Annotated in this window: 12 protein-coding genes, 1 pseudogene and 1 riboswitch; of the genes and pseudogenes, 6 read left to right on the forward strand and 7 right to left on the reverse strand. The window is 71.5% G+C overall.

Annotation, left to right across the window (positions count from 1 at the left end):
- The first annotated feature begins 30 nt into the window (after positions 1–30).
- The gene (locus ACSYGO_RS10335) at positions 31–720 is read left to right on the forward strand and encodes a pyridoxamine 5'-phosphate oxidase family protein (RefSeq protein WP_432172250.1); all 690 of its coding nucleotides are present in this window, start codon (positions 31–33) and stop codon (positions 718–720) included.
- Between the two features lie 342 nt (positions 721–1062).
- Here the strand turns inward: ACSYGO_RS10335 and ACSYGO_RS10340 are convergent.
- The 3 genes and pseudogenes from ACSYGO_RS10340 to ACSYGO_RS10350 all read right to left on the reverse strand — a co-directional run.
- Positions 1063–1992: pseudogene (locus ACSYGO_RS10340) on the reverse strand (DMT family transporter); the annotation flags it as partial.
- 337 nt (positions 1993–2329) lie between these two features.
- Positions 2330–3340, reverse strand: a complete 1011-nt coding sequence (locus ACSYGO_RS10345) for an EamA family transporter (RefSeq protein ID WP_095932896.1) — start codon at positions 3338–3340, stop codon at positions 2330–2332.
- 344 nt (positions 3341–3684) lie between these two features.
- Positions 3685–4269: a Clp protease N-terminal domain-containing protein gene (locus ACSYGO_RS10350; protein WP_460386539.1), complete on the reverse strand. Its 585-nt coding sequence runs from the start codon at positions 4267–4269 to the stop codon at positions 3685–3687.
- A 406-nt stretch (positions 4270–4675) separates the two neighbouring features.
- Here ACSYGO_RS10350 and ACSYGO_RS10355 point away from each other — a divergent pair, with 406 nt between their 5' ends.
- A complete protein-coding gene (locus tag ACSYGO_RS10355; protein WP_426678810.1) occupies positions 4676–5104 on the forward strand; it encodes a type II toxin-antitoxin system Rv0910 family toxin in 429 nt (142 codons plus the stop codon).
- Between the two features lie 182 nt (positions 5105–5286).
- On the opposite strand, the gene ACSYGO_RS10360 is transcribed toward ACSYGO_RS10355, so the two are convergent.
- Positions 5287–5958 carry a PadR family transcriptional regulator gene (locus tag ACSYGO_RS10360; RefSeq protein WP_432172248.1) on the reverse strand — a complete coding sequence of 224 codons (672 nt, stop codon included), beginning with the start codon at positions 5956–5958 and terminating at the stop codon, positions 5287–5289.
- A gap of 138 nt (positions 5959–6096) precedes the next feature.
- On the opposite strand from ACSYGO_RS10360, the gene ACSYGO_RS10365 reads away from it, so the two are divergent.
- Complete coding sequence (locus tag ACSYGO_RS10365; protein ID WP_426678812.1) at positions 6097–6906, forward strand: PhzF family phenazine biosynthesis protein; 810 nt, start codon at positions 6097–6099, stop codon at positions 6904–6906.
- 151 nt (positions 6907–7057) lie between these two features.
- Here the strand turns inward: ACSYGO_RS10365 and ACSYGO_RS10370 are convergent, their stop codons facing one another.
- Entirely contained in the window at positions 7058–7858 is an 801-nt protein-coding gene (locus ACSYGO_RS10370; RefSeq protein ID WP_426678813.1) for a CPBP family intramembrane glutamic endopeptidase, read from the reverse strand.
- A 186-nt stretch (positions 7859–8044) separates the two neighbouring features.
- On the opposite strand from ACSYGO_RS10370, the gene ACSYGO_RS10375 reads away from it, so the two are divergent.
- Positions 8045–9808, forward strand: a complete 1764-nt coding sequence (locus tag ACSYGO_RS10375; RefSeq protein ID WP_460386540.1) for a substrate-binding and VWA domain-containing protein — start codon at positions 8045–8047, stop codon at positions 9806–9808.
- 25 nt (positions 9809–9833) lie between these two features.
- Here ACSYGO_RS10375 and ACSYGO_RS10380 read toward each other — a convergent pair whose 3' ends face one another.
- On the reverse strand, positions 9834–11351 hold the full coding sequence (locus ACSYGO_RS10380; protein ID WP_460386541.1) for a glutamate--cysteine ligase: 1518 nt from the start codon (positions 11349–11351) through the stop codon (positions 9834–9836).
- Positions 11352–11861: 510 nt separating this feature from the next.
- Between ACSYGO_RS10380 and ACSYGO_RS10385 the strand changes: the two genes are divergently transcribed.
- A complete protein-coding gene (locus tag ACSYGO_RS10385; RefSeq protein ID WP_460386542.1) occupies positions 11862–12446 on the forward strand; it encodes a hypothetical protein in 585 nt (194 codons plus the stop codon).
- Positions 12447–12889: 443 nt separating this feature from the next.
- Positions 12890–13096, forward strand: a complete 207-nt coding sequence (locus ACSYGO_RS10390; RefSeq protein ID WP_095932904.1) for a DUF5999 family protein — start codon at positions 12890–12892, stop codon at positions 13094–13096.
- 129 nt (positions 13097–13225) lie between these two features.
- Here ACSYGO_RS10390 and gcvP read toward each other — a convergent pair whose 3' ends face one another.
- Positions 13226–16111, reverse strand: a complete 2886-nt coding sequence (gene gcvP / locus ACSYGO_RS10395) for an aminomethyl-transferring glycine dehydrogenase (protein WP_435226503.1) — start codon at positions 16109–16111, stop codon at positions 13226–13228.
- A 174-nt stretch (positions 16112–16285) separates the two neighbouring features.
- Positions 16286–16381, reverse strand: a riboswitch (glycine riboswitch).
- Positions 16382–16413 lie beyond the last annotated feature (32 nt).

Raw genomic sequence — 16413 nt, forward strand, 5'->3', positions numbered from 1 at the left:
AGATTATGCACTAGTGCAATGGAGTACGCAATGTCGGAGACGAGCACCCAGCCAGGGACGCCGCGGGCCACCGCCTACACCCCGACCGAACGCACCGTCCCCACCCGCTCCAAGGAACGCGCGGCGTACGACCGCGAGCTCGTGCACGCGATACTCGACGAGGGGTACGTCTGCCATCTCGGTTTCGTGCGCGACGGCGCCCCCGTCGTCCTTCCCACGCTCTACGGCCGTGTCGGCGACCGCCTCTACGTGCACGGCTCGACGGGATCACGCCCGCTGCGCATGACGGGCCAGGCCGACCCGGGCCTGCCCGTCTGCCTGACGGTCACCCATGTCGACGGGCTCGTCCTGGCCCGCTCGGCCTTCCATCACTCGATCAACTACCGCTCGGTGGTGGTGCACGGCATCGCCCACCAGGTGACCGACCCGGACGAGAAGCGTGCGGCTCTGGACGCCCTGGTGGACCACGTCGTCCCCGGTCGCTCGCTCGACTCGCGCCCCGCCAACGCCAAGGAACTGGCGGCCACCGCCGTGATCCGGCTCGACCTCGACGAGGTGTCCGCGAAGCTGCGCGCCGGCGGCCCGAACGACGAGCCCGAGGACCTCTCGCTCCCCCACTGGACCGGAGTGCTGCCGCTGGCCAAGGGGTTCGACGCCCCGGTACCGGCCGACGACCTGGCTCCCGGCATCGACCTTCCGGACTACCTCGCCGCCTTGTGAGACCGCCGGGGCTCAGCGCTCACGGGGTGGGGGTGACGGGTGCGAGCCCGGCGGGCCCGCACCCGTCACCGCGGAGGATCCCCGGTCCTCGATCGGACGAGGTCCGAGGAGCGCCTCGGGCGCCGGGCGTGGTCAGGCCGTCGGCCCGCTGTCGACGGCACCGGTGCCGGACCCGGCCGGGGTGGCATCAGCGCCGGACCCGGCCGTGACCGCCCCGTCGCCGGACCCGGCCGTGACGGAGTCCGGGCACGCCACGGCATCGACCGTGGCCTCGTCGGACCCGACGGCGACACGTCGGTCGTCGGACCCGGCGGCGACCGGTCCGTCGTCGGCCCTGCGCCGGTCGGTCGCCACGGCGCGCGTCTCCGCGACCGCGAGGCCGGTGACCGACCCCAGCATCAGCAAGGTGCCCACCAGCGTCGCCGCCGTGAGCCGCTCACCGAGCAGTCCGACCGCGAGCACCGCCGCGCTCACCGGCTCCAGCAGCATGATCACGGACACGGTCGCCGAACGGACCACGGCCGCGCCCGCGAAGAACAGGGCGTAGGCCAGCGCCGTGGGGATGGCCGCGATGTACGCCAGCAGCGCCAGTACGTGCACCGGCTGGGCGGCGTGCGGGACCAGTCCCTCGGCCACGCCGAGCGGCAGCAGGCAGACCGCGGTGACGGCGAACGTCCACACCGTCGTACCGGCTCCGTCGGCGCGGCCGTCACGCCCCCACCACCGGGTGAGCAGCGTCATCACGGAGTACCCGGCCGCGGACAGCACCGCCAGCGCGACACCCCAGGGACGCACCGTCGCGCCCCCGCCGCCCAGCACCAGCACGCCGAGCCCGGTGAGCGCCCCGGCGACAGCGGCGATCCCGCCGCGTCCGAGCCGCTCGCCCATGGTCAGGCGCGCGCCGAGCGCGATGAGCACCGGCCCGGCCCCCAGGGTGACGACGGTCGCCACGGCGAGGCCCGTCGCCTCGACGGCGGCGAAGTAGGCGGTCTGGAAGACGGCGAGCCCCAGGCCTGTGCTCCCGATGCGCAGGGCCTTGCTGCGCAGCGGTTCCCGCACGGCGGGCCGGACCCGTCGGCGGGACCGCACGCGTGCGGCGAGCAGCAGTACGAGCCCGCCCGCGCAGCGCCAGAAGGAGAGGGCGATCGGCCCCATGTCACTGGCCCGGTAGACCAGTGAAGCGGCCGCGCCCGCGGTGCCCCAGGCGGCACCGGCGACGATCAGATAGAGGAGGCCTCGCCCGATGGGCAGGCCGGAAGCAGTGTGCGACACGTGTTCTCTCCGCAGAATCGCAGAAGTTCGGGAAGGGACCACGTCGCAGCCGGCGCACGGGACACCGGGCGCGGGCGCGCGTCACGGAGCACAGAGCTCGGGGACGCGCGACACGGCGCACAGGACACGGGGCACAGGGCTCAGCACGAAACTCGGGACACGAGACTCAGTGGAGGGCTCGGGACGCGAGGCTCGGAGCACCGGCGTACGAAAGGTCCTCGGACTTCTTCCGCGGGCAGCACCGTCCCGCCCGGCACGTGGCCGGGCGTGGATCCGGAAGGGCCCGCCTCAGGCGGCCGGGGGCGGGAGAACGAGCGTCAAAGGCATGACCTGCACTTTAGGCGACCATTCCCGGAGTGGACAACTCCCTCTCGGCGTCGCTCCCGCCACTGGCGACCGGCCCGTCCGAGGGCTTCGCGGGCGCCGACGACTGCGCGATGAACGCACCCAGCAGCACCACCGCACCGCCCACGATCTGCGGCGCCGAGAGGTGCTCCCCCAGCAGGACCCAGGCCAGGACGGTCGCGATCACCGCTTCGAGGCAGGCGACGACGCCCGCGACCTGCGGGGAGAGCCTGCGCACGGAGAGCACTCCGGTGACGTACGCGACGACGGTCGCGATCAGCACGATCCAGCCGAGGAGCAGCGCGGCGAGCACGGAGGTCCCGTTCATGTCGGCGCTGCCGCCGAGCACGGACCAGTCCATGGTCCAGGGACGCGCGACGGCCGTCAGTACGAGGGTGCCGACGAGGAGCCCGTAGGCGATCACGCCGAGCGGGTCCGGTGCCTCGTCGCCGGCGTCGCTGCCCTGGTCGGACAGGACGAAGTAGCCGACCTGGCAGCAGGCGGCACCCAGTGCGAGCAGCAGTCCGAAGGCGTCGAAGCTCAGCCCCGACCAGACCTCGACCACGCAGGCGAGTCCGCCGACGGCGAGCACCACTCCGAGGGCCGCGGCCCGGGTCACGGGGCGACGCTGCACGAAGCGGACCCAGCCGAGCACGAGTGCGGGCGCCAGGTATTCGACGAGCAGTGCGACGCCGACCGGGATGCGGGAGATCGCCGCGAAGTAGCAGGCCTGCACACCGGCCACACCGAGCAGGCCGAAGCCGGCGAGCAGCGCCGGGCGGCTCCGCAGGAGCGACCGGTGGCGCACCGCCACCGGCAGCATCACCAGTGCGGCGCCCGCGACCCTCAGCCACACCACATGGAGCGGGTCGAGACCCGCTTCGATCAGCGGCTTGGCCGCGACACCCGATCCGCCGAAGGCGACCGCCGACACGAGCGCGAGGCCTAGGCCGACGCTCTTCACACGGTTGCCCTGACTGCCCTGAGACGTATGCACCGCCACATGATGACAGGCGATGACATGAGCGTCACCCCCGTTGACACCTGTCTCAACGGCTGGACTCCGGTGGGGTCCGCCGGAGGCCGCGGGCACGGGCCCGGCGGCCCCTGTGGGCGCGCGGCCTGGGTCGAAGGGTGCGGGTACCGGCGCGACGGTCGCCGCGGGGGCGGGGCGGGTGCAGGTGCAGGTGCAGGCATGGGGCAGTCCCCAAGGGGGCACGGCCACTCGGAGGCTGCAGGCACCAGTCCGACGCAGCGGTCGCCGCGCGCGAGCCGAATGAGAACTCAGGGCACAGAACAAGCGGCTGCCGCGGACGCGAGGCCGACCGCACGGCCGACCGCTCCGGTTCAGCGCCCGCCGTCGGCCCGGCTCACCTGTCCGCCGCAGCCGGCCGCGACGCGCTCCAGCAGCGCGGGGGTGTCGACCCCCGCGCGTCCGAGGACCTCGACGGCCCGCGACCGGGGGTCGGCGACGAGCGTCGCGAGCAGGTCGAGACCGCGGGCCTGTTCGTCGCCGCGCAGCACGGCACGCTCGTACGCCAGCTCCATCGCCCCGGCCGCCACCGGGGACCAGCCCGCCTCGGTGACGACCGGTACGGCACCGGAGTCCTCGACGGAGCTCTGCCAGCGCAGCCCGTAGCCGATGCTGCGCTGCACCAGGTAGCCGAGGAGCCGGGCCACCTGAGCGGCGCCGTCGAAGGCGGCGCGCACCTCCGGATCGGACTCCAGCAGCGAGTGCAGCAGATGCGCGGTGTCGATCTGCCGGTCCCCGTCCCGCAGTGCCCGCCTGCGCGCACCCGAGACCACCGAGGCCAGCTCGGCACTGAGCCCGGCATCGAGTTCTGTTCGGTTCGGGCCGCTCTCGGCGGCGGACTGCTGGGGAATACGGGACGGCACAACCCCTACCCCATCAGTCTCCCGAAGCCGGGACATCCTCGGCGGGCAGCATCTTCGCGTCCGACACAGGTTGGGCATCCATGGGGATGTTCTCCTCCTTGCGGATGACTTCGGGCCGATTTCCCCCTGGGGAGCGCGCCGCCTTGCGCTGCGCCCCACCCACGGCCGCGCCGCCTTGCGCTGCGCCCCACCCACGGCCGCGCCGCCTTGCGTTGCACCCCGCCCACGGCCGCGCCGCCTTGCGTTGCACCCCGCCCACGGCCCCGCCGCCTCGGCGCTCCCCTCGAAGCGCGGCGGGCGAGGCCGACCCCGCGCGGGGCGAGCGGGCCACTCTCCACAATTTCTGACAGTTCATCAGTATTGAATGTTCCAGGGCCTCCGGCTACGTTCCGCGACACCGTAGCTGCGCCGGGCGCAGCGCCCGACACGAAGGGGTGGTCGCATGGCCGAAGTCAGCGCGGAAGCACGCATCGAGGCGCCCGCCGAGAAGATCTGGGCCCAGCTCACGGACTGGCCCGCGTACGGCGAGTGGAACGCGACCCACACCAGCTTCCCCAAGGGCGGACCCGAGACCCTCGAAGTGGGTGGCACCTTCGAGGAGAACATGAAGCTCATGGGCTTCCCCGCCGAGGTCACCTGGACCATCGACGCACTGGAGCCGGGGCACCTCCTGGGGATCCGCGGCAAGGGCCCGATGGCCGTGAACGTCGCGACGCGCTACACGCTCACCCCCGACGGCGGGGCGACGACCGTGCGGATCGACGGGGAGTTCACCGGCGCCGCGGTCTCGCTCATGGCGGGCAAGCTCAAGGACTCGGCGACGGCCGCGCTGAACGAGTCGCTGCGCAAGCTCGGCGGCCTGGTCGCCTGAGCCACGGGCGGCCCGGCCCGCTCGGACACGGCGCTCAAGGACAGCCCCTGCGGAATCGCTCGCCGGGGCTCGGGCACGCACGGACGGCGCCCCGCGGAATCACTCCCCCGGGCCCGGCCACACATGGACGGCGCCCCGCGAAATCGCTTCCGCGGGGCGCCGTCCGTTGTCACAGCGTGCCGTCAGTCCTCGTCGGCGAGGATCAGGTACAGCTTCTTGCGGGCTTCGTTGATGACCACCAGCGCCTTGTCGCGCTGGTCCTTGCTGCCGGTCTTCCAGACCTGGCCGAAGGCCTCCATGAGACCGAAGCCGGCCTGCCGGATCTCGTGCAGCGTCTCCCAGTCGACCCCGCGCCCGGCCTCTTCCCAGGGCGCGTCGGGTCCCTCGTCCGCCGCGGCGCGGCCGGACTCGGTGAGCGAGAACAGCTTCTTGCCGCCCTCGGCCGCACTGATGATCAGCCCCTCGTCCTCCAGCATCTGGAGGGTCGGGTAGACCGAACCGGGGCTGGGCTTCCACGCCCCGCCACTGCGCTCGGCGATCTCCTGGATCATCTCGTAACCATGCATGGGCCGGTCCTTGAGCAGGGCCAGGATCGACGCGCGCACGTCGCCGCGCCGCGCCCTGCCGCGCGGTCCGCCCCGACCGCCACGCCCGCCCCAGGGACCCGGGCCGAAGCCCGGTCCTCCGAAGCCGAAGCCGGGGCCGCCCGGGCCACCAGGACCGCCGGGACCACCCGGACCGAAGGGCCCGAAGGCCCTGCGCCGCCCCTCGAAGCCGCCCCGACCCCGATGGCCGGGGCCGCCGTGGTGCCCATGTCCGTGTTCGTATCCGAAGTCTTCTCCACGGGAACGCATCGCCATCACTCCATTCCATCGTTGATCGATCGCGATGTCTCAACGATATATCGGAATAGTTCGACTGGCAATCCTCCGAGTCCAGATCCTCGTGATTGGCCTTGTTCCGCCGCTCCGACCTGCGGCTAGCGTCGGGCCATGCGGATTCGAATCGTCGACGCGTTCACCGACCGACCCTTCGCCGGCAACCCGGCCGGGGTCGTCCTCCTCGACTCCTACCCCGACGACGCCTGGCTCCAGAACGTCGCTCTCGAGGTCAACCACGCCGAGACGGCGTTCGCCCACCGCCTGCCCGAGGGCGGCGAGGCCGACTGGGCGCTGCGCTGGTTCACGCCCGCCACCGAGGTCGCCATGTGCGGGCACGCGACGCTGGCGACCGCGCACGTCCTGCACAGCACGGGCACGCACCGGGGCCCGGTGCGGTTCGCGACGCTCAGCGGCGTCCTCGTCGCGACACCGCGGGAGGACGGTTCGATCACCCTGGACTTCCCGACCGCGCCGCTCACGCCGGTCGACGTCCCCGACGGCGTCGCCGAGGCACTGGGCGCCGAACCGCTCGCGGCCTGCGACACCGGCCCGCAGGTCGGCGACCTGGTGGTCGAACTCGCCGACGAGAAGACGGTCCTGGGCCTCACCCCCGACCACAAGGGGCTCTCCCGCCACTCCCGGCGCGGCATCATCGCGACCGCCCGCGCCGAGGACGCCTCCCGCGGCTACGACTTCGTCTCGCGCTGCTTCTTCCCGAACGTCGGCATCGACGAGGACCCGGTCACCGGCAGCGCCCACACGGCCCTCGCCCCGTACTGGTCCGAGCGCCTGGGCCGGACCGACCTCACCGGGCTCCAGGCCTCCCGCCGCTCCGGCCTCGTCCGCACCGGGCTGCGCGGGGACCGCACGCTCCTGACCGGCCGCGCGGTCACGGTCATCGAGGGCGAACTGTTGGCCTGACGGCGCGGCTCACAGCACGGCTCACGGCACGGCGAGAAGGGGCGTACGGACCTGCCGTACGCCCCGCACCGCAGGCCACCGGTGCTTCCGCCCGGAGCACGTCGCCGGCAGCGAGGACGTCAGGCCCGCGCCCCGCACCGCCCGGCCGCGCTCACGCCGTCGGCAGCCACCCCACCTTCCCGGCCAGCAGCGCGTATCCGACGAAGGCGCCGATGTCGAGCAGCGAGTGGGCCACCACGAGCGGGCCGACCCGTCCCCAGCGGCGGTACAGGTAGACGAAGACGACGCCCATCACCATGTTGCCGATGAACCCGCCGATGCCCTGGTAGAGGTGGTACGAGCCGCGCAGCACCGCGCTCGCCACCAGCGCGGTCCCCGGCGTCCAGCCCAACTGCCCCAGCCTGCGCAGCAGATAGCCGACGACGATGACCTCTTCCAGCACCGCGTTCTGCACGGCCGAAAGGATCAGCACCGGGTACTTCCACCACACGTCGGGCAGCGCCTCCGGCACCACCGTGAGGTTGAAGCCGAGTCCCCGGGCCGCCAGGTAGAAGGCGATGCCCGCACTGCCGATCACCGCCGCGACGGCCGCCCCGCGGCCGAGGTCCGGCCACGGGCGCGTGCGGTCGAAGCCGATGACGCGCAGCCCCGTGCCCTCCCGCAGCAGGAAGTGCGCGACGAGCGCCACCGGCACCAGGGCCGACGCGATGCCGAAGAGCTGCCAGGCCAGATCGAGCCACGGCCGGCCCGGCGCGGCCGAGGCGTTGAGGGTGGCCGCCTGGTCCTTCAGACCCCCCGGTTTGGTGACTGATCCGACAAAGCTGATCAGCGCGGACACCCCACTCGCACCGAGCGAAAGCCCCAGAACGAGCAGCGTCTCGTCCCGCAGAATCCGCCGTGTCAGCCCCTCCTTCGGAAAAGATTCGGCCACCGACCCCGCCTCCACCTGCACTCCCGCCTCCAGTTGAGTAATCCCGCCGCATCCCCATCTTGACCCCGCTAGGGTCTCGAAAGAAGTTACGAAGATCGTGCGCGACAGGCCGTCCAGGGGACGGACACCGTACGGGGCGTACCTCCCCTTTCCCCTGCCTTACGGCTGTTTCGCGGCTGCGGGCTCAACAGGGAGGGCACCACCGTCATGGGACGTCACAGCTTGCCCGACGAGTACGGGGCGGGTGCCGCCGACCCCCGCCCACGCGCGCGCCGCCGCAACGTGGCCATCGCGACGGTGCTGGTCCTCACGGTCGCCGCGGGCACGGCGGCCGCGGTCCGTGGCGGCCTGCTCTCGTTGGGCGGGTCGTGCCAGGACGACGCCGTGCACCTGGAGGTGGCCGCCTCGCCGGACGTGGCGCCCGCCCTCCGGGCCGCCGCCGAGTACGCCCGCGAGAACAACATCACGTCCGACGGCCGCTGCCTCGACGTCGGCGTGAGCGCACGCGAGTCGTACAAGGTCACGGATGCGCTGCGGGCGGGCCGGAAGTCCGACGTCCAGGCATGGGTGCCGGACTCGGACGTGTGGGTGCAGCGTGTCGCCGCGGACAGCTCCGCGACCCAGGTGACCAACGCGGGCAACATCGCCTCCTCACCGGTCGGTGTCGCCATGGTCCCGTCCGCGGCGAAGTCGCTGGGATGGCCCCGGAAGACGTACACCTGGACCGAGTTGACCGGGGCCGCGATGCAGGACGACCGGCTGAAGCTGGGCGCGGCCGATCCGGCGCGCAGCGCGACGGGTCTGCTGGCGCTGACACAGCTCAGCAGTGCCGCGGCGGGTCAGGACGACGGGGACACCCAGGCGGCCGCCATGGCGAAGGCCCTCTCGCAGCGCACCTCGGACAGCGACGGCCAGGTCCTGGACACGCTCCCGCGTGACTCCTCGGGGACCGAGCGGGGCAACCCGAAGCGCAATCAGGCGCTGATCCTGTCCGAACAGGCAGCGTTCGCGCACAACGCCGCGGCGGACGGCGGCGAGACGCTCGACCTCTTCTACCCCAAGGACGGGGCACCCCGGCTGGACTATCCGTTCGCCCTCGTCGACGAGCCGGAGCTGAGCACCGACGAGAGCCGCGCCGCCCTGCGGTTCATGACCCTGCTGGGCGAGCCGGAGCCGCAGCGCATCCTCGCGAAGCACGGGTTCCGCACGGACTCGCAGACCCCGCCCGACGCCCTGGTCAGCGGGGCGGGCGGCAGCCCCGAACAGCCGTACGCCCAGGCCTCGGTGGAACCCGCGTCGGCGAAGGCGCTCCAAGAGGCTCTCGGCATGTGGACCATCACGGTGCAGAGCGCCCGGATCACGACCGTGGTCGACGCGTCCGCCTCCATGTCCGAGCCCGTCCCGGGGACCGATCAGTCCCGGATGGACGTCACCAAGGCCTCCTTGTTGCAGGCCCTCGCCACCTTCACCCCGGAGGACGAGATCGGACTGTGGAAGTTCTCCACCCGTCTCGACGGCGACCGCGACTACCGCGTGCTCGTGCCGACGGAGCGGCTCGGCGACCGCAAGGGCACCGACACCCAACGGGACCGGCTCTCGGCGGCCTTCAGCGCCCTCGAACCCGTCCCCGGCGGGGCGACCGGGCTCTACGACACCACGCTCGCCGCGTACAAGGCGGCCGTCTCCTCCTACGCGAAGGGGAAGTTCAACGCCCTGGTCCTCCTGACGGACGGCGTCAACCAGGACCCCGGGAGCATCTCGCGCTCCAGCCTCGTCGACCAGCTGCAACGGCTCACCGACCCGCAGCGGCCGGTACCGCTGATCGCGATCGCGGTGGGCCCCGACGCCGACAGGCAGGAGATGGAGCAGATCGCCAAGGCGACCGGCGGCTCGGGCCATCAGGTCGACGACCCTTCGCAGATCCACTCGGTGATCCTGAAGGCGATCGTGGCGGCGGGCAGCCGAAGCTGACCCGCCCCCTGAGCCGGCGGACCGATCAGCCGAGCGGCACCGGTTCGGGCAGCCCGACCGGCCAGGTGTGCACCGGCTCGCCGAGATGCATCAGCTCGCCGTAGCGCCGTGTGGTCGCGGCCAGCGCGGCCTCCCGGCCGAGCCCCTTCTCCAGGGCCCGGTGGAAGGTGGCCGCCTGCCACGTCGCTCCGTTGGCGCGCAGCCGGCACCGGTCCTCGATCACGCCCAGGTAGAGGTCGCGGTCCGCGGGTTCGACACCCCAGGCATCCAGCCCCGCGGCGGCCAGGGGCAGCAGCTCGTCACGGACCAGGTTGACCACGTCCACCTGGGTCGTCCCGCCGTACCGGCCCCGCCGCGGCCACTCCAGACGCGCGTCGATGCCGTGCCGGCAGGCGGCGTCGAAGTTCGCGGCCGCCGACTCGAAGGACAGCCGCGTCCACACGGGCCGCGCCTCCTCGGCGAGCGCGCGGACGAGCCCGTAGTAGAAGGCAGCGTTGGCGATCACGTCGACGACGGTGGGGCCGGCGGGCAGGACCCTGTTCTCGACGCGCAGGTGGGGGACGCCGTCGGCGATGCCGTACACGGGCCTGTTCCACCGGTACACCGTGCCGTTGTGCAGCACGAGTTCGGCGAGCTTGGGGGTGCCTCCGCCGTCCAGGACTGCCAGCGGGTCCTCCTCGTCGCAGATCGGCAGCAGCGGCGGGAAGAAACGCAGGTTCTCCTCGAACAGCTCGTACGCCGAGGAGATCCACCGCTCGCCGAACCAGGTGCGCGGTCTGACCCCCTGGGCCTGCAACTCGGGCGGCCGGGTGTCCGTGGACTGCTGGAAGAGCGGAGGCCTCGACTCACGCCACAGCTCGTGGCCGAACAGGAAGGGCGAGTTGGCCCCCACGGCGACCTGCGCGGCGGCCACCGCCTGCGCGGCGTTCCACACGTCCGCGAACCGGCCCGGCGTGACCTGGAGATGCAGTTGTACCGAGGTGCAGGCGGCTTCGGGCGCGATGGAACGCGACCTGCACACCAGGCGCTCGATGCCGTCGATGTCCAGGGCGAAGTCCTCTCCCCGGGCGGCCACGATCTGATCGTTGAGCAGCGTGTAACGGTCGACGTCCGACAGATTCGCGAGGACCAGGTGGCGCTGGCCGAGCGTCGGCAGAATTCCGATCATCACGATTCCGGCATCGACCTCGCCCGCTTTTCGGTGCGCGTACGCGAGTGAGGTGCGCAGCTCCTCGGCGAGCCGGTCGAATACCCGGTCACCGAGCCGGTGTGGGGCTATGTTGACTTCCAGGTTGAACATGGCGAGTTCTGTTTGGAAATCGCGGCTCGCAATGCGATCGAGTACTTGCGCATTCATCATTCTGGGCATGCCGTCCGGCCCTGCGAGATTCAACTCGATCTCCAGGCCCATCAGGTTCTTGGGGCGATCGAACCTCTTCTCCTCCAGCAGTCGCTCCAGCACCGCCAGACACTGGCGGAGCTTGTCGCGGTGGCGCTGGCGATCGGACAGGTCGAACGGCCCTGCCACGACCTTCTCCCCCATCGAAGTGTCCCTCCTCGGATGGGCGGCCGATGCTCCGGCCCCTGGCGTCCCGGGTCACGTGGGATGATGCCCCGGCATCGCCATTCATAACGCCCCCGGACGAGCCCGCGGACCGCTACGCTGAAGTTCTGGCCCCGGGCACATTCACGAGGCATGCGGCAATATGCAAGTTACATCCGACATGATCTCGTGAAAAACGCCGACGAGAATCGGCCGACCGCTTCGGCGAAGCGTTCCGAGGTCATCGCGCCACCCTCGCGCCGAATCGGGATGAACCTCCTCTTTTCATCGACCGAATAGCGCCTTGTTCTTCATATTCGGGACGACTAGACGAAACACCGTCTGAACACGTGTCGTATAAACTCCGCAAACGAGGCAGAGAATTGGCGCTCGCGGTCGTGGTACCTGTCGGCAGATCCAGACCCCACGCCCCTCTGACCCCGAGAGCTGACAGCGCCGTCCGCCCCCGCCCTCGTGCTGCCATGCCTGTCGAATGAGAGGCGACCCACCATGCCGCTGCATGTCCCCCCGGCTCCCGCGCCCGCCCTTCGCACCGTCCTCACGGCACTCGGTTCCCCCACCGCAGTCCGCGAGGCCCGCACCCCGTCCCTGCGTCTGGCTCAGGGACCCGTCACACCCGAACTCCCGCTGCCCGTCCACGTCCTGGACCGGACCACTCCCGAGGGCACGCCGGCCACCCGGCTCGCCGGCTGGCGCTTCCTGATCCGCAGCGGCGATCGCGCGGTGGCCGCGGCCGACACCATGCTGACACCCGACGGCTGGGCGTTCTCCCGCTTCTTCGAGGGCCCGTACATCACCGCGACCGAACGCGCCGTGCGTCAGGCCGAGTCCATGCAGCAGCCGTACCAGGCACGCCTGTTGTCCGTGCCCGAGCTGTACATGCTCACGCTCTGGCTGCACGGCGACTGCTCCGCGGACGCCGCCACCGGGCTCCCCGCCGCCACCGACCTCCTCGTCCCGCTGGCTCCCGCGCCGCCCGGCATCGCCGCGCACCGTCCGCACAGCGTCGCCGAGCTGCTGCCGGTGCTCACCCACCGGCTCGCTCCCGCACCACTGCTCATCACACCCGCGTAGCACCGCGAACACCCCGCCCGCACGGGCGGACACCCTCGTGAACCGCGCACGACAGGCACCGGCTCCCGTGCCCCGCCGCCGCTCCGCCGGCCGCGGGGCACGCCGCTGCGTACCGCCCGTCCGGGACCGCCGCGCCGGCGCGCTCGTCGGTGCTCGACACCGCTCGTACGAGGCAGGACATGCCCGGCGCCCCGACCGGACTAGCCCTATTCGACCACCTCGAACCACCCGAAGTGACAGTGCAGTTGGGATGAACCGTCCGCACGGGTGATGCGTCATCAACCTGTAAGAAGCGGTGCCGCGAAATCCCTGCGGATTGACGTCCGTAGAGCAACACTGGTTTCCAGACCACACACCAACGGGGGGCGGCCATGAACTCATCGAGCCGCGGGACAGACACCACAGCCATCACTCACATCTCGACCCAGCGAAAGATCCCATCCATGTGCCAGCACCAGCCACCGTGTCCGTCAGCCGAATCAGCCGACCGGGAGTCCGCCCGTCTCGTGGCGCACCACCCGGAGCAGGGATGGAGCCTGCTGTGCAACGGCGTTCTGCTCTTCGAGGACACCGGTGAGCTCCTGCCCGACGGCCAGATCATCGCCCCGCACCGCCCGCTGGGCAGCGCACAGGTGATGACGGCCGCCTGAGGCACCACGGGTCGCAGGCGCGCGGCCCGGACACACGAGGGGCCGGCCCGGAGACGTACTCTCCGAACCGGCCCCGACGCATGTCCGTGGGCGACTACTCCTCGTAGCCGCCCGCGTCCGCGGTGTCGATCAGTCCTCGTAGGCGTCCAGCGGCGGGCAGGAGCAGACGAGGTTCCGGTCGCCGTACGCCTGGTCGATGCGGCGCACCGGCGGCCAGTACTTGTCCGCGGCCGAGACACCGGCCGGGAAGACGGCCTCCTCGCGCGAGTACGCGTGGTTCCACTCGCCACCGAGCGCGGCGGCGGTGTGCGGGGCACCTCGCAGCGGGTTGTCGTCGACCGCCCACTCGCCCGAGCCGACCTTGTCGATCTCCGCGCGAATCGCGATCATCGCGTCGCAGAAGCGGTCGAGCTCGCCCAGGTCCTCGGACTCGGTCGGCTCGATCATCAGCGTCCCGGCCACCGGGAACGACATCGTCGGCGCGTGGAAGCCGTAGTCGATCAGGCGCTTGGCGATGTCGTCGACGCTCACGCCGGTCGCCTTGGTCAGCGGGCGCAGGTCGATGATGCACTCGTGCGCGACGAGCCCGCCCGGACCGGTGTAGAGCACCGGGAAGTGCGGCTCCAGACGCTTGGCGATGTAGTTCGCGGACAGCACGGCCACCTGCGTGGCGCGCTTGAGGCCCTCGCCGCCCATGAGCCGGACGTAGGCCCAGGAGATCGGCAGGATGCCCGCGGAGCCCCACGGAGCTGCCGAGATCGGGCCCACACCGGTCTCCGGACCGGCCGCGGGCTGCAGGGGGTGGTTGGGCAGGTACGGCGCCAGGTGCGCGCGCACGCCGACCGGGCCGACTCCCGGGCCGCCGCCGCCGTGCGGGATGCAGAACGTCTTGTGCAGGTTGAGGTGCGAGACGTCACCGCCGAAGTGCCCCGGCTTGGCCAGACCCACCAGCGCGTTGAGGTTGGCGCCGTCGACGTAGACCTGACCGCCGGCCTCGTGGACCTGCGCGCAGATGTCGGCGACATGCTCCTCGAACACTCCGTGCGTCGAGGGGTACGTGATCATCAGTACGGCGAGTTCGTCGCGGTACTGCTCGATCTTGGCACGCAGGTCCTCGATGTCGACCTCGCCGTCGTCCGCGGTCTTGACGACCACGACCTTCATGCCGGCCATCACGGCACTCGCGGCGTTGGTGCCGTGCGCGGAGGACGGGATGAGACAGACGGTGCGCTGCTCGTCGCCGTTGGCGCGGTGGTAGCCGCGGACGGCCAGCAGACCGGCCAGCTCGCCCTGCGAACCGGCGTTGGGCTGGAGCGAGACCTTGTCGTACCCGGTGACCTCGGCGAGCCGCTCCTCGAGCTCCGTGATCAGCGTGAGGTAGCCCTGTGCCTGCTCGGCCGGGACGAAGGGGTGCAGCTGGCCGAACTCGGGCCAGGTGACCGGCTCCATCTCCGTGGTCGCGTTGAGCTTCATCGTGCAGGAGCCCAGCGGGATCATGCCGCGGTCGAGCGCGTAGTCGCGGTCGGACAGCTTGCGCAGGTAGCGCAGCATCGCGGTCTCGGAGCGGTGCTGATGGAACACCGGGTGGGTGAGGTAGTCGTCGGTGCGCAGCAGCGCGACCGGCAGGGTGTCCTCGGCGGTGGCGTCCAGCGCCTCGACGTCGCCCTCGACACCGAACGCGGTCCACACGGCGCCGAGCTCACGGCGCGTGGTGGTCTCGTCGCAGGAGATCGACACGTGGTCGGCGTCCGCCTGGTGGACGTTGACGCCGTGCTCGCGGGCGGCGGCGACGATCTCCGCAGCCCGGCCCGGGACCCGCACGGTCAGCGTGTCGAAGTACGCACCGTGCACGACCTCGGCTCCGCCCGCCGTCAGACCCGCGGCGAGCACGGTGGCGTAGCGGTGGGTGCGTCGCGCGATGGTCCGCAGACCGTCGGGGCCGTGGTAGACGGCGTACATGCCGGCCATCACGGCGAGCAGCACCTGAGCGGTGCAGATGTTGCTGGTGGCCTTCTCCCGGCGGATGTGCTGCTCGCGCGTCTGCAGGGCGAGGCGGTACGCCTTGTGTCCGTCGGCGTCGACGGACACACCGACCAGGCGACCGGGCAGGCTGCGGGCGAACTTCTCCTGGACCGCCATGTAGCCGGCGTGCGGACCGCCGAAGCCCATCGGCACACCGAAACGCTGCGTCGTACCGACGGCGATGTCGGCGCCGAGGTCGCCCGGCGAGGTGAGCAGGGTCAGGGCGAGGAGGTCGGCGGCCACGGTGACCACCGCGCCGAGCTCGTGGGCCTGGTCGACGACCGCCTTGATGTCGCGTACGGCACCGGAGGCGCCGGGGTACTGGAGCAGCACGCCGTTGATGTCGCGCTCGGCGATCTCGGCCGGGATGCCCTCGCTGAGGTCGGCGACGACGACCTCGACGCCGGTCGGCTCCGCGCGGGTCTCTATGACGGCGATGGTCTGCGGCAGGGCGTCCGCGTCGACCAGGAAGAGGCCCTTCTTGTTCTTGCCCATGCGCCGGGACAGCGCCATCGCCTCGGCGGCGGCGGTGCCCTCGTCGAGCAGCGAGGCGCCCGAGGTCGGCAGCCCGGTCAGCTCGGCGACCACGGTCTGGAAGTTGAGGAGCGCCTCCAGGCGGCCCTGCGAGATCTCCGGCTGGTACGGCGTGTACGCGGTGTACCAGGCCGGGTTCTCCATGACATTGCGCAGGATCACCGGCGGCGTGAACGTGCCGTAGTAACCGAGGCCGATCATCGAACCGAGCACCTCGTTGCGGTCCGCGAGGGAACGCAGCTCGGCGAGGACCTCCGCCTCGGTACGCGCGCCGGGAAGCTTCAGAGCCTCGGCATTCTTGATCACGTCCGGCACCGCGGCGGCCGTCAGATCGTCGAGCGAGCCGTATCCGACGTGGGCGAGCATCTTGGCCCTGGCCTCGAGGTCGGGCCCGATGTGGCGCTGCTCGAAGGGGATTCCCTGTTCGAGCTCGGAGAGCGGAATGCGGTGGACGGTCATTGCGGAGGCCTCCTGGTCTGACGCGACCTTCGAGGGGCACCCCGGCACGGGTACCCCGACGGCCTCCCCCTCTGTCATCTCAACCTGAGAGTTTCACCGGCCCGTCCGACGTGCCGGTTTTCACCGTCGGTGAGAGCGGAAGCCGTCGGCGACCGCCCTGCTTTCCAGAGTGACCTCGTCCGTGCGGTACGTGAGCCTGAGAGATTCCGGGGAGGATTTGCTCCTTCGGCGCCTCCGATGAAGTCTGGAGGACTCTCCCGCACGGGGTCAGCAGCCGCTGTCAGCCTACCAGCGAGGACAAG

The sequence above is a fragment of the Streptomyces krungchingensis genome (assembly GCF_054729265.1).